Genomic DNA, 18,262 nt, shown 5'->3' with positions numbered 1-18,262 from the left:
TTGCTGCGGAGCGCTCTCCCCCATGAAGCACACTGTCATCCTTGTCGTGCTCGACGGCCTGAACTTCGAGGTTGCCCGGCACGCCATGGGACACTTGCAGGCCTATGTCGGCGCAGGACGCGCGGCCCTCTACAAGCTGGAATGTGAACTGCCCGCCCTGTCCCGCCCGCTGTACGAATGCATCCTCACCGGCGTGCCACCGATCCACAGCGGTATCGTGCACAACAACGTCTCGCGCCTGTCCAACCAGCGCAGCATTTTCCATTACGCCACCGACGCCGGCCTTACCACCGCAGCGGCGGCTTACCATTGGGTCAGCGAGTTGTATAACCGCACGCCCTTTCTCGCCGCACGGGATCGTCATACCGACGACAAGACGCTGGCGATCCAGCACGGGCATTTCTACTGGAATGACCACTACCCCGATTCCCACCTGTTTGCCGACGCCGACAGCCTGCGGCTCAAGCACGCGCCGGACTTCATGGTGGTGCACCCGATGAACATCGACGACGCCGGCCACAAGCACGGCCTCGACACGCCGCAGTACCGCAACAGCGCACGCTCGGCCGACATCATCCTGGCCGACTACCTGCAAGCCTGGCTCGATGCCGGTTACCAGGTGCTGGTGACCGCCGACCACGGTATGAACAACGACCGCTCCCACAACGGCCTACTGCCGGAAGAACGGGAAGTGCCGCTGTTCGTCCTCGGCGATGCCTTCAGCCTGGACACCCAAGCCGCACCGAAACAAACCGAGCTGTGCGGCACGGTCTGCGAACTGCTGGGCGTACCCCACGACAAACCTGTGTGCCGGGAGTTACTGAAGTGAGTTCAATATCCCGTGGCAAATGGCTGGCACTCCTGTGCCTGGTGCCTTTCGCGCTGTTCTTTATCGTGTTCGAAATCGCCCCGCTGGTATGGGTGCTGATCAATAGCCTGCAAACCGAAGACACCGGCTGGGGCCTGGACAACTTCACGCGCATCTTCAGTTCGAAGTTCTACCTGCAAGCCATCCAGTTCAGCCTGGAGATCAGCTTCTACTCGAGCATCTTCGGCATCATCATCGCCACGCTGGGCAGTTACTCCCTGCGCCGGGTGGATTCGCCGCTGCGCAACTTCGTCACCGCCTTCGCCAACATGACCAGCAACTTCGCCGGCGTGCCCCTGGCCTTCGCGTTCATCATCCTGCTGGGGTTCAACGGCAGCATCACCATCATGCTCAAGCAAGCCGGGATCATTCAGGACTTCAACCTGTACTCCAAGACCGGCCTGATCATCCTCTATACCTACTTCCAGATCCCCCTCGGCGTGTTGCTGCTCTACCCAGCCTTCGACGCACTGCGTGAAGACTGGCGCGAGTCCGCTGCGTTGCTCGGCGCCAATGGCTGGCAGTTCTGGCGACATATCGGCTTGCCGGTGCTCACCCCGGCGCTACTGGGCACGTTCGTGATCCTGCTGGCCAATGCCCTGGGTGCCTACGCGACGGTCTACGCCTTGACCACCGGGAACTTCAACGTGCTGCCGATTCGTATCGCCGGCCTCGTGTCGGGGGATGTATCCCTCGATCCAAACATGGCCAGCGCCCTGGCCGTGGTGCTGGTGGCACTGATGACCGTGGTCACCGTGGTCCATCAACTGCTGCTCAAGAGGAGCTACCATGTCTCGCGCTGAAGCCGGCCCGGCCTCCCTCTACCACCGCGTGGTGGTGTACCTGTTGTTCGCGATCCTGGTGCTGCCGCTGATCGGCACGTTCGTCTACTCCATTGCGAGCAGTTGGTCGGCAACCATTCTGCCGGCGGGCTTCACGGTGAAGTGGTACGTGCAGCTGTGGAGCGACCCACGCTTCCTGATGGCCTTCGGGCAATCGTTGCTGGTGTGCGTGGGTGCGTTGATCCTGTCGGTGGTGTTGATTCTGCCGCTGTTGTTCGTGGTGCATTACCACTTTCCCAGGCTCGACGCCTTGATGAACATCCTGATCCTGCTGCCCTTCGCGGTACCGCCGGTGGTGTCGTCGGTGGGCCTTCTGCAACTGTACGGTTCCGGGCCGTTGGCGATGGTGGGCACGCCGTGGATCCTGATCGGCTGCTACTTCACCGTGGCGCTGCCATTCATGTATCGGGCGATCACCAACAACCTGCAAGCCATCAACCTGCGCGACCTGATGGACGCCTCGCAACTGCTCGGCGCCAGCACCTGGCAGGCCGCGCTCTTCGTGGTGCTGCCCAACCTGCGCAAAGGCCTGATGGTGGCGCTGCTGCTGTCGTTCTCGTTCCTGTTCGGTGAGTTCGTGTTCGCCAATATCCTCGTGGGTACCCGCTACGAGACCCTGCAGGTGTACCTGAACAACATGCGCAACAGCAGCGGCCACTTCACCAGCGCCGTCGTGATTTCCTATTTCTTCTTTGTGCTGGTGCTGACCTGGGCCGCCAATACCTTGAACAAGGACAAAAGCCAATGAGCTTCGTCAGCGTCCAACATCTGCAAAAAGGCTACGCCGGCACCCCGGTGTTCAGTGACATCAACTGCGAAATCGCCAAGGGTGAGTTCGTCACCCTGCTCGGCCCATCCGGTTGCGGCAAGTCCACCCTGCTGCGCTGCATCGCCGGCCTGACCGCAGTGGACAGTGGGAAAATCCTGCTGGACGGCCAGGACATCGTTCCGCTGAGCCCACAGAAACGCAACATCGGCATGGTGTTCCAGAGCTATGCGCTGTTCCCCAACATGACCGTGGAACAGAACGTCGCCTTCGGCCTGCGCATGCAAAAGGTCAACGCCGATGACAGCCACAAGCGCGTGCAGGAAGTGCTGCAACTGGTGGAACTCAAGGACCTGGCCGGCCGCTACCCGCACCAGATGTCCGGCGGCCAGTGCCAGCGGGTGGCCCTGGCCCGCTCCCTGGTCACCCGCCCGCGCCTGTTGCTGCTGGATGAGCCGCTGTCGGCGCTGGATGCACGGATTCGCAAGCACCTGCGCGAACAGATCCGCCAGATCCAGCGCGAACTGGGGTTGACCACGATCTTCGTGACCCATGACCAGGAAGAAGCCCTGACCATGTCGGACCGGATCTTCCTGATGAACCAGGGCAAGATCGTGCAAAGCGGCGATGCCGAGACCCTCTACACCGCACCGGTGGATGTATTCGCCGCCGGTTTCATCGGCAACTACAACCTGCTGGACGCCGACAAGGCCAGCCAGTTGCTGCAACGCCCGATCAGCGGGCGCATCGCGATTCGCCCGGAGGCCATCGAACTGAGCCGCAGCGGCGAACTCGACGCGCTGGTGCGCAGCCATAGCCTGCTGGGCAACGTGATTCGCTACCGCATCGAAGCCCGTGGCGTGGAATTGGTGGTGGACGTGCTCAACCGCTCGGCGGACGATCTGCACCCGGACGGCCAGCGCCTGGCACTTTCCATCGACCCCAGTGCGCTGTGTGAAGTAGCCTGAGCAGCAGTGAATCTTGAGAGAGCGTAACGGATGGCATTGGTAATTTTTGATTTGGACGACACCCTGATCCATGGCGACTGCGCCACCCTCTGGAGCGAACAGATGGGGCGCCTGGGCTGGGTCGACCCGGCATCGTTCATGGGCAGGAACAACGAGCTGATGGACGCCTACAGCCGCGGCGAGCTGGCCATGGAAGACTTCATGGACTTCAGCCTGGAGCCGATGATCGGCCGCACCCCGGAGGAAATCGAGCATTTGGTGGAGCCATGGGTCGAGGATGTGATTGAGCCGCTGATCTACAGCGACGCCACCAGGACCATCGCCCGCCACCGCGCCAACGGCGACCGGATCCTGGTGATCTCCGCCTCGGGGACTCACCTGGTGAAACCGATTGCGGCGCGTATCGGCATTGATGAGGTGCTGGGGATTGAGCTGGAAGTGAGTCATGGCGTGTACAGCGGCCGTACCGTGGGGGTACTGACCTACCGCGAAGGCAAGATCACGCGCTTGCTGGAATGGCTGGAACAGGAAGGTGAATCGCTGGACGGCGCGTATTTCTATTCGGATTCGCGCAATGACTTGCCGTTGTTGCTGAAGGTGGAGCACCCGCAGGTGGTGAACCCGGACCCGGTGTTGCGCGCCCACGCCGAAAAATCCGGCTGGCCAATCCACCACTGGGTCTGAGACCGCCTATCCCGACTTGAAATCCAATCAAAGGTGGGAGGGGCGGTGCGACGATTCGACTTGCCCCCTCCCACATCGACCCTATTCCAATCCGGGATCAGGTCAGGCTCTCGTCAATTACCAACACCAGCTTCCCGGCGATCTGGTTAGTCGCCAGCTCCGCAAACGCCGCCTCGGCATCCTTGATCGGGAACGTCCTGGCCAATTGCGGGCTCAGGCGACCTTCGGCAAACAACGGCCATACATGCTGGCTCAGGTCGCTGAACAGGTCGGCCTTGAACTGATCGTCACGGCTGCGCAGGGTCGAACCCAGCAGTTGCACACGCTTGGCCAGCACCTGGGCCAGGTCCAGTTGCGCCTCGCGGCCGCCCATCAAGCCGATCAACACCCAGCGACCGTCCAGCGCCAGCAGCTTGAGGTCCAGCGCGGCGTAGTTGCCGCCGACCGGATCGAGGATCACATCGAATGGCCCGAAATCCCGCAGCCCTTCGATACCGTCAGTGCGCACTACGCCGCCCTGGGCGCCCAGGTCTTCACAGTAGGCCAGGCGCTGCGCCGAGCCGACGCTGACCCAGCACGGGCTGCCAAATGCCTTGCACAGCTGGATGGCCGCCGAGCCCACGCCACTGGCGCCGGCGTGCAGCAACACTTTCTCACCGGGCTTGAGGCCCGCCAGTTGGAACAGATTGAGCCACGCAGTGCTGTACACCTCCGGCAGCGCCGCCGCTTCAATCAGCGACAAACCTTCTGGCACCGGCAGCACATGACGTGCATCCACCACCACTTCTTCGGCCATGCCGCCACCGGCCAGCAACGCACAGACGCGATCGCCCACCTGCCAGGACGAACCCGGGCCCACTTCACTGATCACCCCGGAACACTCAAGTCCCAGTACGGCACTGGCGCCAGGCGGTGGCGGATAGAGCCCTGCACGCTGCAATAAATCGGCGCGATTAAGGCCCGCAGCCGCCACACGAATGCGAACTTGGCCTACATCACATGTAGGACTTGGTTCGTCCAACCACTCCACATGACCTTCAACGCCTTGCAATGCTTTCACAGTGCCTCCATAGTGAGTCTGGACTGAGCCCGTAGCAGTAGCGCCGGGCTTTTTGCATTATGCGACCGGCCCCTATGGAACCGGCAACTTCAAAGACGGCCTAATATGCGTTATCAATTGCCCCCGCGTCGAATCAGCATGAAGCATCTGTTCCCCAGCACCGCCCTCGCTCTTTTCATTGGTATCGGCTTCGCGTCGATGTCGACCAATACGTTCGCAGCCAACAGCTGGGACAACCTTCAGCCGGACCGCGATGAGGTGATTGCCAGCCTTAACGTCGTCGAGTTGCTCAAGCGTCATCACTACAGCAAGCCGCCGCTGGACGACGCGCGCTCGGTGATCATCTATGACAGCTACCTCAAGCTGCTGGACCCGTCGCGCAGCTACTTCCTGGCCAGCGATATCGCTGAGTTCGACAAGTGGAAGACGCAGTTCGACGACTTCCTCAAGAGCGGCGACCTGCAGCCCGGCTTCACCATCTACAAGCGCTACCTGGATCGCGTGAAAGCGCGTCTGGACTTCGCCCTGGGTGAGTTGGACAAGGGTGTCGACAAGCTCGACTTCACCCAGAAGGAAACCCTTCTGGTGGACCGCAAGGACGCGCCTTGGCTGACCAGCACCGCCGCCCTCGACGACCTCTGGCGCAAACGCGTCAAGGACGAAGTGCTGCGCCTGAAGATCGCCGGCAAAGAGCCCAAGGCTATCCAGGAGCTGTTGACCAAGCGCTACAAGAATCAACTGGCACGCCTGGACCAGACCCGTGCCGAAGATATCTTCCAGGCCTACATCAACACCTTCGCGATGTCCTACGATCCGCACACCAATTATCTGTCGCCAGATAACGCGGAAAACTTCGATATCAACATGAGTCTGTCCCTGGAAGGCATCGGTGCCGTCCTGCAAAGCGACAATGACCAGGTGAAGATCGTGCGCCTGGTGCCGGCCGGTCCGGCAGACAAGACCAAGCAGGTTGCGCCTGCCGACAAGATCATCGGTGTGGCCCAGGCCGACAAAGAGATGGTCGATGTGGTCGGTTGGCGCCTGGACGAAGTGGTCAAGCTGATCCGTGGGCCGAAAGGCAGCGTGGTGCGCCTGGAAGTGATTCCGCACACCAATGCACCGAACGACCAGACCAGCAAGATCGTGTCCATCACCCGTGAAGCGGTGAAGCTCGAAGACCAGGCCGTGCAGAAGAAAGTCCTCAACCTCAAGCAGGATGGCAAGGACTACAAGCTGGGGGTGATTGAAATCCCGGCCTTCTACCTGGACTTCAAGGCCTTCCGTGCCGGTGACCCGGACTACAAGTCCACCACCCGCGACGTGAAGAAAATCCTTACCGAGCTGCAGAAGGAAAAAGTCGACGGCGTGGTCATCGACCTGCGCAACAACGGCGGCGGTTCCCTGCAGGAAGCCACCGAGCTGACCAGCCTGTTTATCGACAAGGGCCCGACCGTGTTGGTACGCAACGCTGATGGCCGTGTCGACGTGCTCGAAGACGAGAACCCGGGTGCCTTCTACAAAGGCCCGATGGCGTTGCTGGTCAACCGTCTGTCGGCTTCGGCTTCGGAGATTTTCGCCGGCGCCATGCAGGACTACCACCGCGCGTTGATCATCGGCGGCCAGACCTTCGGCAAAGGCACCGTGCAGACCATCCAGCCGCTGAACCATGGCGAGCTCAAGCTGACGCTGGCCAAGTTCTACCGGGTTTCCGGGCAGAGCACCCAGCATCAGGGCGTACTGCCGGACATCGATTTCCCGTCGATCATCGACACCAAGGAAATCGGCGAAAGCGCCCTGCCGGAAGCCATGCCGTGGGACACCATCCGTCCTGCGATCAAGCCGGCCTCGGACCCGTTCAAGCCGTTCCTCGCGCAGTTGAAGGCTGACCACGATACCCGCTCCGCCAAGGATGCCGAGTTTGTGTTCATCCGCGACAAGCTGGCCCTGGCCAAGAAGTTGATGGAAGAAAAAACCGTCAGCCTCAATGAAGTGGACCGTCGTGCACAGCACTCCGACATCGAAAACAAGCAACTCGCCTTGGAAAACATCCGCCGCAAGGCCAAGGGCGAAGAACCCCTCAAGGAGCTGAAGAAAGAAGACGAGGATGCGCTGCCGACCGAAGCGGATAAAACCAAGCCGGAAGACGACGCTTACCTGGCCGAGAGCGGCCGGATCCTGCTGGACTACCTGAAAATCACCAAACAGGTGGCCAAGCAGTAAATGATGGCGATTTAATGTGATCGCTCCCTGGAGTGTCATCATATAGACATCATTCTGTCGTGAAATGAAGGACCGTCGGCGTAACGCCCACGGTCCTTTTTTTTCGATCGAGATCGCCATGACTATGACCGAACAGCTGAGTGCATTGGGCTCTATCCTGGCTCAAGGCAGTTTGCACAGCCTGTTCCAACCGATCATCTGCCTGTCAGAACGGCGCATCCTTGGCTACGAAGCCCTCAGCCGCGGCCCGTCGAACAGCCCGCTGCACTCCCCCATCGCGCTGTTCTCGGTGGCGCGCCATGCCGGTCGCCTCAGCGAACTGGAAATGGCCTGCCGCGAAAGCGCATGCCGCCGCTTCAGCGAGCAAAAGCTGCCGGGCAAGCTGTTCCTGAATGTCTCGCCCGAATCCTTGATGGAGACCGCTCATCAACCGGGCCGCACCCTGCAATTGCTGCGCGACTTCGGCATTCCGCCGAGCCAGGTGGTGATCGAACTCACCGAGCAGACCCCCACCGACGATTTCGACCTGCTGCAAACCGCCCTGCACCATTACCGCAACATGGGCTTTTCGATTGCCTTGGATGACTTGGGTGCCGGCTATTCCAGCCTGCGCTTGTGGTCGGAGCTGCGCCCGGATTACGTGAAGATCGACCGCCACTTTATCGACGGTATCCATCAGGATGCGCTCAAGCGTGAGTTTGTCGGCTCTATCCTGCAGATCGCCAGGGCCTCACGGGCCCAGGTGATCGCCGAGGGCATCGAATTGCCGGAAGAGCTGGCGGTATTGACCGAGATGGGCGTCGACCTGGTCCAGGGTTACCTGCTCTGCCGTCCACAGGAGCAGCCGCCACAGGAAGCGCGCCAGATGCTGCCCAAGCCCGATCAGGCCAATGTGGCCCTCAGCGAAGAAGCCGGCGACCTCAGCGCCCTGCTCAGCGAACAACCGGCGGTCGATCAGGACACCGCCACCGCCCAGGTGTTGGAGGCGTTCCGCCGCCAGGCCAACCTTAACTCCCTGGCGGTTCTGGATGGACGCGGCCACCCGGTGGGGATCGTGCACCGGCATTCACTCTCCGATGCGCTGCTCAAGCCGTTTGCCACCGACCTGTTTGCGCGCAAGCCCATCAGCCGGCTGATGAGTACGGATTTTCTGGCGGTAGAGTTGAGCCAGTCGCTGCAACAGGTCAGCCGCCTGCTGACCAGCCGCGCACGGCAACGTATCGAAGAAGATTTCATCATCACCCTCAATGGCGATTACCTCGGCCTGGGCCGGGTAATCGATGTACTCAAGCTGATCACCGAACTGAAAATCCAGCAGGCGCGCTATGCCAACCCGCTGACCCTGCTGCCCGGCAACGTGCCGATCCAGCAGTGCCTGACGCGACTGTTGCAGCAACAGCGAGAATCGGTGATCTGCTACGTGGATATCGACAGCTTCAAGCCGTTCAACGACATCTACGGCTACGGACGTGGGGATGAGGTGTTGCTGTGCCTGGCGCAGTGCCTGAACGACCGGGTCGACCCCAGCCGCGACTTTGTCGGGCACATCGGTGGCGATGACTTTCTGCTGGTATTGGGGCCACAGGATTGGCGCAAGCGGCTCAACCAGCTACTGGACGATTTCCATACCCAGTGCAGGCGCTTCTACCGCGCCGAGCACCTCGACGCCGGCTGCTTCGTGGCGCTGAACCGCCAGGGCGTACGCCAGGAGTTTGCGTTGCTGTCACTGTCGATCGGGGTGGTGCATTTGTATCCACAGGCCTGTGGACAACTCGATGCCAGCCAGCTGGCGGAACTGGCCTCGCAGGCCAAGCACCATGCCAAGGATATGACCGGCTACAGCATCCATGTGATCGACAGCATGGACATATTGCCCCAGGCACTTTAAGCCTCGGCAGACTCCGGATACTCGTATTCGAACACCCGCACCACTTCCGAGGCATGCCAGGAGGCGGCGGCCACACCATCGGACGGCCCGCTGAAACGCCCCAGGCGCTCCACACACTCAAAGAACCCGGTACGCGGCAGGCGGCTGGCGCCCTGGCTGATCACCAGGGAGCTGCGCAACGGTTGCTCGGCCTTGGCGTCCAGCGCCGCCAGGTGCTCCAGGGCAGCGGCCAGGGTTTGCATCGCCGGCGTCGGAAATTGCAGGCGCTCCAACAGTGCTCGGTAGGTCAGCAGATGGCGCTGGCGGCGCGCCTGGTCCAGTTCGTTAAGTAACCCATCCCAATGTTGACGACTGATACGTAGGCTCAAGATTCATCCCTCCAACCTGCAACGCCTAATTCCCAGGCCAGGCTGCGGCGGATTGCGGCATCCGGCTGACGTTCACCACTTTCGATCAATCCTAGATACGAGGGGCTGATGCCCACGGTGCGGGCCAACGCTTCAATCGCCAGGCCCTTGGCTTCACGCAAGCCGCGCAGGTCTGCGAGCGGGCGCAAATCCTGGTCAGGTGCGGCGTGTGCAGTAGGAGAAGGCGTCGGTGAAGGCTGTTGCTGACCGGCGGCTTTTAGCAGCGCCTGGTACTGATCCCATGGCAACACCGCGTACTCGGGTTCGCCATTGCGTGAAATTATCTGAATATCCATGACCGCCCCGTAGGATAACTGCACTTACTGAGTAAGCTCTTTCCTTAGGAGTGTAATCCTAACAGCCACAAAGGTCGCAGGGGGATAGCCACGTCATCCGTTTTTTTGCGGGTTTTCCTTGGCCAGCAAGGCCGGGGTGGCAGGCAAACGCTCAACCACCGCGAGTTTTTCCGGGCGCTGTGCGTCACGCCAGGCGCGAAACGCGCTCAGTTCACCTTCCAGGGCCTTCATGACCCACGCCAGTACGGCGATGTCGTCGAGCATGCCGAACATGGGGATAAAGTCCGGGATCGCATCAATCGGGCTGAGGAAATACATCAACCCCGCCACCACAGAGATCAGCGCCTTGGGGCTGATGGCTCGGTACTCGCCACGCCAGTAGGCCAGGCACAGGGATTGAAGCAGCTTGAGATCATCCTTGAGCTTACCCAGGCGGTTGCCCTGGCTGGAGCCTTTGGCGGCGACAGCGAACAGCAGGGTCGGCAAACGTCCACGGCCCAGCAAGCGTGCCGCCATGGGCAGGAAACGGGTGAAATTGAAGGGTGGTTTCATCTGTCACTCCAGTTCCATCAAACAGAAAGGTTATCCACACAAATTGTGGATAACCTTGTGAACAGAGCCTGTTTTACCGGCTGAAAGCCACGGTCTACAAGGCTTCCAGTCAGATCGGGCGTTTTTTGCGCACATCAAAAAAACCCAAGAATTCATTGACTTGGCGCAGATGTGCCGATACCCGTACTCGAGTCTTACATCAGACTGTTACAGCGTACGGGCGTTCGATCGGATGTCTACAGGGACTGATTTTGAAAACCCCGAAAACAACAACGCCCCGTCAAGACGGGGCGTTGCGTGTTCAAGCGCCGATTACTTCTTGGCGGCAGGTGCAGCAGGGGCTTCAGCCTTGGCTGGGTCCTTGATGGCCAGCAGTTCCAGGTCGAATACCAGCACCGAGTTTGCCGGGATTGCCGGGCTCGGGCTCTGGGCGCCGTAGGCCAGGTCGGACGGGATGTACAACTCGACCTTCTCGCCTACGTGCATCAGTTGCAGGCCTTCGACCCAGCCAGGAATCACGCCGCTGACCGGCAGGTCAATCGGGCTGCCGCGATCCACGGAGCTGTCAAAGGTGGTGCCGTTGGTGAGCTTGCCGGTGTAGTGAACAGTCACCACGTCAGTTGGCTTAGGCTGTGGGCCGTCGGCTTTCTTGGTGATCTTGTACTGCAGGCCGGAAGCGGTGGTGACTACGCCGTCTTTCTTGGCGTTGTCTTCGAGGAATTTCTTGCCGGCGGCTGCCGACTCTTCGCTCATTTTGGTCATGCGTTCTTCAGCACGCTTCTGCAGTGCGGCAAACGCTTCAACCAGTTCGTCGTCTTTGAGCTTCTGCTCTTTCTTGCCGACGGCATCTTCGATGCCTTGGGCTACCGCTTTGGAATCCAGGTCATCCATGCCTTCCTGGGCAAGGCTTTTGCCCATGTTCAGGCCGATGCCGTAGGAAGCTTTCTGCGCCGGGGTTTTCAGCTCTACGCTGGTCTGCGAATCACAACCCGCAAGTACCAGGCTAACCAGGGCCACCGCCGCCGCCAACCGATGCTGTTTCATGCTATTTCCTTGTTCATGCGCCAAAAGGGCATTCGAATAAAGTCGCGAGCTTATCAGGCGGCCACGACCAATGGCTACCGGCATGTGAGCAGGAAACTTCCGATAAGTTCACGTGTTTAAAAGCATTTTCATTCATTATGGGAGCCCGCGACGGATCGCGGGACCGCCTCTCATCTGACTCATGGCCACTTGCCGCACCCGTGGCGTAGTGGCATAACAACGCGACCACTCGACAAGGCCGAGACAAGGATAGCCATCTTGCGCATTTTTTCCCGTGTTTTACTGCTGATACTCATCGCGCTGGGCCTGATCCTGGCCGTGGTGCTTTACTACACCGTCAACCCCAGGCTGCCCGACTACGTGCCGGTGGAACAGGTGCGCTACCAGGACCAATGGAGTGCCGCCGACCGCCAGACCTATTACTTCACGCCCCAGGGCACCCAAGTAAAAGGCCTGCACTACAACTGGTTCACCGCCCTGGAACTGCCGTTCTCCGAGCGGCGTTTTGCCACGCCGGAGTACCTGGCGCGCTTCGGTTTCCTGGTGGACCCCAAGCAGGTACCCACCACGCAAAACCCCGGCAACCTGCCCGTGGGCTTCGCCCGGCACAAAAACGCCGACAGCAACGTCGAGTACCTGGATATTACCTGCGCCGCCTGCCATACCGGCGAATTACACTTCAAGGGCCAGGCCCTGCGTATCGACGGCGGCTCGGCCCAACACGTACTGCCTTCCAGCGTACCCACCTTGCGCGGTGGCAGTTTCGGCCAGGCCCTGGTCGCCAGCCTCGCCGCCACCTACTACAACCCCTGGAAATTCGAGCGGTTTGCCCGCCAGGTGCTGGGGGATCGCTACGACGCCGAGCACAGCCAGTTGCGCGAGGACTTCAAACAGTCGCTGAACCAGTTCCTCAAGGTCGCCTGGAACGACACCCACCGCGGCCTCTACCCCACCGAAGAGGGACCAGGCCGCACCGACGCCTTTGGCCGAATCGCCAATGCCAGCTTTGGCGATGCCATTTCGCCAGACAACTACCGCGTCGCCAATGCGCCGGTGGACTACCCGCAGCTGTGGGACATCTGGACCTTCGACTGGGTGCAATGGAACGGCTCGGCCCAGCAACCCATGGCGCGCAATATCGGTGAAGCCCTCGGTGTAGGCGCGACATTGAGCTTTTTCGACGCCGCCGGCCAACCGCTTCAGGGCGATGCGCGCTACCCGTCGAGCGTCAGGGTGCGTGACCTCAACCGGATCGAAGAAACCCTGCAACGCCTCAAACCACCGACCTGGCCCGAGGACTTGTTCGGCCCCGTCGACAAGCCCCTCGCCGCCCAGGGCCGCGCGCTGTTCGCCGAGAACTGCGCCGGCTGCCATGTACCGGCCGTCACCGAGGAAAATGGCCGCCCGGTGCAGCAGCTGAAAATGCTGCCGGTGGAGTACATCGGCACCGACCCCGGCACCGCCAGCAACATTGCCGACCAGCGCTATGACCTCAGTGCCCTGCAGTGGGACCCGGCGGAACTGGCCAAGCTCAATGTCGAACTGCACCCCACCCCCACCGAGCCGCTGGACCTGAAGAAAATGTCCGTGGCCAAGGGCCTGGCCTACGTCACCGCCTTCGTCGAAGATCACGCCTACCGCGCCGCCGGCGTCACCGCGGCCGAGCGCCCGCGCCTGGATGGCTACGGCCTGCCCATTGGCGTGCGCGAGTTGCGTGCCTACAAGGCCCGCCCGCTGGCCGGTGTGTGGGCGACCCCGCCGTTCCTGCACAACGGCTCGGTGCCGACGATCTACCAGTTGCTCTCGCCTCAGGATGAACGCAGCACCACCTTCTATAAAGGCACCTTCAACTACGACCCGCGTCACCTGGGCTTTGAGACCGCAGCGTTCAAGAATGCCTTCCTGTTCGATACCAAACTCACCGGCAACCACAACAGCGGCCACGAATTCCGTGCCGGCAAGCGTGGCAATGGCGTTATCGGCCGCAGCTTGCTGCCGCAGGAACGCTGGGCACTGCTGGAATACCTCAAAGTGCTGGGCGGCCCGCTGGAGCAACAACTGCCATGATGATCCGATCTCGATACGACCAACCTTCCCTGCTCGCCCGCCTGTGGCTGGGCCTTGGCCGGTTTCTCGGCAAGACCCTGTTGTGGCTGGTGGGCCTCGGCCTGCTCGGCTGGCTGGCGAGCACGGCCTGGTTTGCCTGGCAGCACAGCGGACCGGTGTCGCCGGACGAGCAGATCCCTGCGGGTGAAGCGGCAATGACCCAGGGCATTATCCAGACCGCCGTGCGCATCGTTGACCAGCATCGCGAAGGCACGCGCTACCTGCGCGATGCCCACGCCAAGGCCCATGGTTGCGTGAAAGCCGAAGTCAGTGTGCTGGCCGATCTCGACCCGGCGTTGCGCCAGGGCGTATTTGCCGAACCAGGCAAGACCTGGCAGGCCATGATGCGCTTGTCCAACGGCAACGCCTACCCGCAGTTCGACAGCATCCGCGATGCCCGGGGCATGGCGCTCAAGCTGTTGGATGTGCCGGGCAAACAATTGCTCGCCGACCAGCAGGCCCGCACGGAACAGGACTTCGTGATGTTCAGCCACCCGAATTTCTTTGTCAGCGATGTGGCGGAGTACGCGCAGAACATCGGCGCCCAGGCGGATGGCAAGAAAGTCCTGGCGTTCTTCCCCAAGGCCGATCCGCGCAGCTGGCAGGTGCGTCACCTGTTTATCGCCCTGGCAACCCTGGCACCCGCACCGGCCAGCCCGACGCAGACCACCTATTTTTCGGTATCGCCCTACAAGTTCGGCGCGGCCAATGCCAAGTTCCGTGTGGCGCCCGACCCACAGAGCTGCCCGGAATACGCCCTGCCCAAGCAGAACCAGGACCTGCCGAACTTCCTGCGCAGCGCCTTGAGCCAGCAACTGTCCACTGACCGCGTGCCGGCGTGTTTCGTGTTGCAGATCCAGCGGCAGAACCCGCAGAAGTTCATGCCGATCGAAGACACCAGCATCGAGTGGAAGGAGAGCGATGCGCCCTACGAGAGCGTAGCCAAGGTGCGGATCCCGGCCCAGGATTTCGATACGCCCGAGCAGAACCTGGCGTGCGACAACCAGTCGTTCAACCCATGGTTTGGCGTAGCCGAGCATCGGCCCATCGGTGGCATCAATCGCTTGCGCAAGGCGGTGTATGAAGCGGTCAGCGATTACCGCCACAGCCGCAACGCCCCGTAAAGACTGCGTAACAATGGGCCCGGCGTCGTAAGGATTGCGTCGGGTCTATTGAGGCGCTTTCGCCGTAACTCTACCGTGGACGCCTACTCCATCACGTAGGAAGCCCATCGTGGAAAGCTCAACCCTAGGCATGATCGTCCTGAGCATAATCGCCGTGTTCGGCACTGCGTCTTTTTGCTTCGAGCACTTGGCCACGCGCCAGCCACGCAAGAAAAAGGTCAGGTAGCGTCAGCGCAAAGGCAAGGCGCAGAAAGGTCAAATCGCAGGCAAAAAAAAACCCGCTCAATGAGCGGGATTTCTGTGGTGACCTGGCGTTCAGTGGGCCAGGTAACCGAATATGGCGCAGCGGACGGGACTCGAACCCGCGACCCCCGGCGTGACAGGCCGGTATTCTAACCGACTGAACTACCGCTGCGCGTAACACGTGAAGCGAATGGTGGGTGATGACGGGATCGAACCGCCGACCCTCTGCTTGTAAGGCAGATGCTCTCCCAGCTGAGCTAATCACCCTTCGTTTCGGTGTGGGCGCATCATACACCAAAAAATCGTAATGTCTTGATTTAAATGCAATTTATTCAAAAAAAGTTCATCGTACGATTTTTTGCCATATTCCGGACAGCAAAAAGCCCGCGATCAGGCGGGCTTTCTGTGGTGACCTGGCGTTCAGCGTTCCAGGCTACAGAATATGGCGCAGCGGACGGGACTCGAACCCGCGACCCCCGGCGTGACAGGCCGGTATTCTAACCGACTGAACTACCGCTGCGCGTAACACATGAAGCGAATGGTGGGTGATGACGGGATCGAACCGCCGACCCTCTGCTTGTAAGGCAGATGCTCTCCCAGCTGAGCTAATCACCCTTCGTCTCGGTGTGGCGCGCATTCTACGGAGCGACCTTGGGTCTGGCAAGCACTTTCTTAAATCTTTTTTTTGAGGCCTTCCAATGGCTTAGGCAGGGTTGGCCTGGGGCGCTATCAAGAGAATAATGCCCCCCTTTGTATAAAGGAGAGACTCACCCCATGTGGTTCAAGAACCTGCTTATCTATCGCCTGACCCAAGATCTGCCTGTTGATGCCGAGGCGTTGGAAGCGGCCATGGCCACCAAACTGGCGCGCCCTTGTGCAAGCCAGGAGTTGACCACCTACGGTTTCGTCGCGCCTTTCGGTAAAGGCGAGGACGCTCCCCTGGTTCACGTCAGCGGTGACTTCCTGCTGATCGCCGCCCGCAAGGAAGAACGCATCCTGCCGGGTAGCGTGGTGCGTGACGCACTGAAAGAGAAAGTCGAAGAGATCGAAGCCGAGCAAATGCGCAAGGTCTATAAAAAGGAACGCGACCAGATCAAGGATGAAATCATCCAGGCCTTCCTGCCCCGCGCCTTTATTCGTCGTTCGTCGACCTTTGCCGCCATCGCGCCGAAACAGGGCCTGATCCTGGTGAACTCCGCCAGCCCGAAACGCGCCGAAGACCTGCTCTCCACCCTGCGGGAAGTGATCGGCACCCTGCCGGTTCGCCCACTCACCGTGAAGACCGCGCCCACGGCCATCATGACCGAATGGGTCACCACCCAGAAACCGGCCGCTGACTTCTTCGTCCTCGACGAATGCGAACTGCGCGACACCCACGAAGACGGCGGCATTGTGCGTTGCAAGCGCCAGGACCTGACCGGCGAAGAAATCCAGTTGCACCTGACCACCGGCAAAGTCGTGACCCAATTGTCCCTGGCCTGGCAGGACAAGCTGTCCTTCATGCTCGACGACAAGATGACCGTCAAGCGCCTGAAGTTCGAAGACCTGCTGCAAGACCAGGCGGAACAGGACGGTGGTGAAGAGGCCCTGGGTCAACTGGACGCCAGCTTCACGCTGATGATGCTGACCTTCGGTGACTTCCTGCCGGCGCTGATCGAAGCCCTTGGCGGCGAAGAAACCCCGCAAGGTATCTAAGCCGTTTGAAGATCAAATTGTGGGAGGGGAATTGCCCCTCACACATTTGATCGCATTTGCACTTCAAGAATCTAATAACAAGGACACCCCCATGCGCGCACTCGCCGCCTTGAGCCGCTTCGTCGGCAATACCTTCGCCTACTGGGTGTTGATCTTCGCCGTCGTGGCTTTCCTCGAGCCCAGCTGGTTCATCGGCCTGAAAAGCGCCATCGTCCCGCTGCTGGGCCTGGTGATGTTCGGCATGGGGCTGACCCTCAAACTTGAAGACTTCGCCGAAGTCGCTCGCCACCCGTGGCGCGTGGCTCTGGGCGTGGTCGCGCATTTCGTGATCATGCCGGGGGTGGCCTGGCTGCTGTGCCAGGCCTTTCACCTGCCGCCGGAAATTGCCGTCGGCGTGATCCTGGTCGGTTGCTGCCCAAGCGGCACCTCCTCCAACGTGATGACCTGGCTGGCCCGTGGCGACCTGGCGCTGTCGGTGGCCATCGCTGCCGTCACCACCCTCCTCGCCCCGCTGCTCACCCCGGCGCTGATCTGGCTGTTGGCCTCGGCCTGGTTGCCGGTGTCGTTCATGGAGTTGTTCTGGTCGATCCTGCAAGTGGTGCTGCTGCCGATCGTGCTCGGCGTGGTCGCGCAACGCGTGCTCGGCGAGCGGGTCCGCCATGCGGTGGACGTGCTGCCCCTGGTGTCGGTGGTCAGCATTGTGATCATCGTCGCCGCGGTAGTGGCTGCCAGCCAGGCGAAAATTGCCGAATCGGGCCTGCTGATCATGGCTGTGGTGATGCTGCACAACAGCTTCGGCTACCTGCTGGGCTACTTCACCGGCCGCGTGTTCAAGTTGCCATTGGCCCAACGCAAGTCGTTGGCGCTGGAAGTGGGCATGCAGAACTCAGGGCTGGGCGCCGCCTTGGCCAGTGCGCACTTTTCGCCGTTGGCGGCAGTGCCCAGTGCGTTGTTTAGTGTCTGGCACAATATTTCCGGGGCATTGCTGTCGACGTATTTCCGCCGCATGAGCGAGAAGGAAGACCGCCGCGTAATGGAGAACACGCCGCAAACTTGATCGCATGATCAATTTTCGGCACTCTACCGAGCTTCGCGGGGACGACCTCGCGACGCTGTCGAGGCGCACAATCCGGGGACGACCCCGCCTATGGAAGCGAGGTCATCATGTCCTGGATCATTCTGTTTTTTGCCGGCTTGTTCGAAGTCGGCTGGGCCGTCGGCCTCAAGTACACCGACGGTTTCAGCAAGCCACTGCCCACGGCCCTGACGATTGCAGCCATGGCTATCAGCCTCGGCCTGCTGGGGCTGGCCATGAAAGAACTGCCCCTGGGCACCGCCTATGCCATCTGGACCGGCGTGGGTGCGGTGGGCACCGTGATTGCCGGGATTGTCCTGTTCGGGGAGTCCATGGCGTTGTTTCGATTGGCCAGTGTGGCGTTGATCATTTGCGGGCTTGTTGGGCTTAAGATCAGCGCTTAGGCCGCTACCGCCATCGGGGG

The 18,262-nt window shown here is 60.9% G+C and carries 17 protein-coding genes and 4 tRNA genes; 12 read left to right on the top strand and 9 right to left on the bottom strand.

The features are described 5' to 3' along the window. The first annotated feature begins 22 nt into the window (after positions 1-22). The 5 genes from BFQ01_RS05770 to BFQ01_RS05750 are packed head-to-tail and all read left to right on the top strand — an operon-like array spanning position 23 to position 4,128. The gene (locus BFQ01_RS05770; RefSeq protein WP_065924532.1) at positions 23-829 is read left to right on the top strand and encodes an alkaline phosphatase family protein; all 807 of its coding nucleotides are present in this window, start codon (positions 23-25) and stop codon (positions 827-829) included. Continuing rightward, the gene (locus tag BFQ01_RS05765) at positions 826-1,671 is read left to right on the top strand and encodes an ABC transporter permease (protein ID WP_027607116.1); all 846 of its coding nucleotides are present in this window, start codon (positions 826-828) and stop codon (positions 1,669-1,671) included. The genes BFQ01_RS05770 and BFQ01_RS05765 overlap by 4 nt, the downstream gene beginning before the upstream one ends. Beyond that, positions 1,658-2,458, top strand: coding sequence for an ABC transporter permease (locus tag BFQ01_RS05760; RefSeq protein WP_065924531.1), 801 nt, complete (start codon positions 1,658-1,660; stop codon positions 2,456-2,458). Before BFQ01_RS05765 ends, BFQ01_RS05760 begins: the two co-directional genes overlap by 14 nt. Further along, entirely contained in the window at positions 2,455-3,444 is a 990-nt protein-coding gene (locus BFQ01_RS05755; protein WP_065924530.1) for an ABC transporter ATP-binding protein, read from the top strand. Before BFQ01_RS05760 ends, BFQ01_RS05755 begins: the two co-directional genes overlap by 4 nt. A gap of 30 nt (positions 3,445-3,474) precedes the next feature. After that, the gene (locus tag BFQ01_RS05750) at positions 3,475-4,128 is read left to right on the top strand and encodes an HAD family hydrolase (protein WP_027607113.1); all 654 of its coding nucleotides are present in this window, start codon (positions 3,475-3,477) and stop codon (positions 4,126-4,128) included. A gap of 97 nt (positions 4,129-4,225) precedes the next feature. Here the strand turns inward: BFQ01_RS05750 and BFQ01_RS05745 are convergent, their stop codons facing one another. After that, positions 4,226-5,188 carry a zinc-binding dehydrogenase gene (locus BFQ01_RS05745; protein WP_065924529.1) on the bottom strand — a complete coding sequence of 321 codons (963 nt, stop codon included), beginning with the start codon at positions 5,186-5,188 and terminating at the stop codon, positions 4,226-4,228. Positions 5,189-5,326: 138 nt separating this feature from the next. On the opposite strand from BFQ01_RS05745, the gene BFQ01_RS05740 reads away from it, so the two are divergent. Both BFQ01_RS05740 and BFQ01_RS05735 read left to right on the top strand, forming a co-directional pair. Further along, complete coding sequence (locus tag BFQ01_RS05740; protein ID WP_174562728.1) at positions 5,327-7,408, top strand: carboxy terminal-processing peptidase; 2,082 nt, start codon at positions 5,327-5,329, stop codon at positions 7,406-7,408. A gap of 118 nt (positions 7,409-7,526) precedes the next feature. Further along, entirely contained in the window at positions 7,527-9,296 is a 1,770-nt protein-coding gene (locus tag BFQ01_RS05735; protein WP_065924557.1) for a bifunctional diguanylate cyclase/phosphodiesterase, read from the top strand. On the opposite strand, the gene BFQ01_RS05730 is transcribed toward BFQ01_RS05735, so the two are convergent. The 4 genes from BFQ01_RS05730 to BFQ01_RS05715 all read right to left on the bottom strand — a co-directional run bounded on the left by BFQ01_RS05730 (position 9,293) and on the right by BFQ01_RS05715 (position 11,595). After that, the gene (locus tag BFQ01_RS05730; protein WP_005786715.1) at positions 9,293-9,664 is read right to left on the bottom strand and encodes a hypothetical protein; all 372 of its coding nucleotides are present in this window, start codon (positions 9,662-9,664) and stop codon (positions 9,293-9,295) included. The two genes, BFQ01_RS05735 and BFQ01_RS05730, sit on opposite strands and share 4 nt — an antisense overlap. Beyond that, the gene (locus BFQ01_RS05725) at positions 9,661-9,999 is read right to left on the bottom strand and encodes a helix-turn-helix domain-containing protein (protein WP_065924556.1); all 339 of its coding nucleotides are present in this window, start codon (positions 9,997-9,999) and stop codon (positions 9,661-9,663) included. The genes BFQ01_RS05730 and BFQ01_RS05725 overlap by 4 nt, the downstream gene beginning before the upstream one ends. A 93-nt stretch (positions 10,000-10,092) precedes the next feature. Then, positions 10,093-10,551, bottom strand: a complete 459-nt coding sequence (locus BFQ01_RS05720) for a YkvA family protein (protein ID WP_065924528.1) — start codon at positions 10,549-10,551, stop codon at positions 10,093-10,095. A gap of 312 nt (positions 10,552-10,863) precedes the next feature. Then, complete coding sequence (locus BFQ01_RS05715) at positions 10,864-11,595, bottom strand: FKBP-type peptidyl-prolyl cis-trans isomerase (RefSeq protein ID WP_012723274.1); 732 nt, start codon at positions 11,593-11,595, stop codon at positions 10,864-10,866. A gap of 258 nt (positions 11,596-11,853) precedes the next feature. Here BFQ01_RS05715 and BFQ01_RS05710 point away from each other — a divergent pair, with 258 nt between their 5' ends. Beyond that, a complete protein-coding gene (locus BFQ01_RS05710; RefSeq protein WP_065924527.1) occupies positions 11,854-13,662 on the top strand; it encodes a di-heme-cytochrome C peroxidase in 1,809 nt (602 codons plus the stop codon). Next, entirely contained in the window at positions 13,659-14,825 is a 1,167-nt protein-coding gene (locus BFQ01_RS05705; protein ID WP_065924526.1) for a catalase family protein, read from the top strand. Before BFQ01_RS05710 ends, BFQ01_RS05705 begins: the two co-directional genes overlap by 4 nt. Before the next feature lie 338 nt (positions 14,826-15,163). Here BFQ01_RS05705 and BFQ01_RS05700 read toward each other — a convergent pair. The 4 genes from BFQ01_RS05700 to BFQ01_RS05685 form a co-directional block, all read right to left on the bottom strand. Beyond that, positions 15,164-15,240, bottom strand: a tRNA-Asp gene (locus tag BFQ01_RS05700). A 19-nt stretch (positions 15,241-15,259) separates the two neighbouring features. Further along, a tRNA-Val gene (locus tag BFQ01_RS05695) sits at positions 15,260-15,335 on the bottom strand. A 176-nt stretch (positions 15,336-15,511) separates the two neighbouring features. Next, a tRNA-Asp gene (locus tag BFQ01_RS05690) sits at positions 15,512-15,588 on the bottom strand. A gap of 19 nt (positions 15,589-15,607) precedes the next feature. After that, positions 15,608-15,683: transfer RNA gene (locus tag BFQ01_RS05685), tRNA-Val, on the bottom strand. 159 nt (positions 15,684-15,842) lie between these two features. On the opposite strand from BFQ01_RS05685, the gene rdgC reads away from it, so the two are divergent. The 3 genes from rdgC (at position 15,843) to sugE (ending at position 18,242) form a co-directional block, all read left to right on the top strand. Next, the gene (gene rdgC, locus BFQ01_RS05680; protein WP_065924525.1) at positions 15,843-16,763 is read left to right on the top strand and encodes a recombination-associated protein RdgC; all 921 of its coding nucleotides are present in this window, start codon (positions 15,843-15,845) and stop codon (positions 16,761-16,763) included. 91 nt (positions 16,764-16,854) lie between these two features. Continuing rightward, positions 16,855-17,820 (top strand): bile acid:sodium symporter family protein, encoded by a 966-nt coding sequence (locus BFQ01_RS05675; protein WP_065924524.1) that lies wholly within the window; start codon positions 16,855-16,857, stop codon positions 17,818-17,820. A gap of 107 nt (positions 17,821-17,927) precedes the next feature. Continuing rightward, positions 17,928-18,242, top strand: coding sequence for a quaternary ammonium compound efflux SMR transporter SugE (gene sugE / locus BFQ01_RS05670; RefSeq protein ID WP_027607103.1), 315 nt, complete (start codon positions 17,928-17,930; stop codon positions 18,240-18,242). Positions 18,243-18,262 lie beyond the last annotated feature (20 nt).

It is taken from the genome of Pseudomonas sp. 8 R 14 (genome assembly GCF_900005955.1).
Taxonomy (GTDB): Bacteria; Pseudomonadota; Gammaproteobacteria; order Pseudomonadales; family Pseudomonadaceae; genus Aquipseudomonas; species Aquipseudomonas marginalis.
This window is presented reverse-complemented; position numbering and strand designations above follow the sequence as displayed.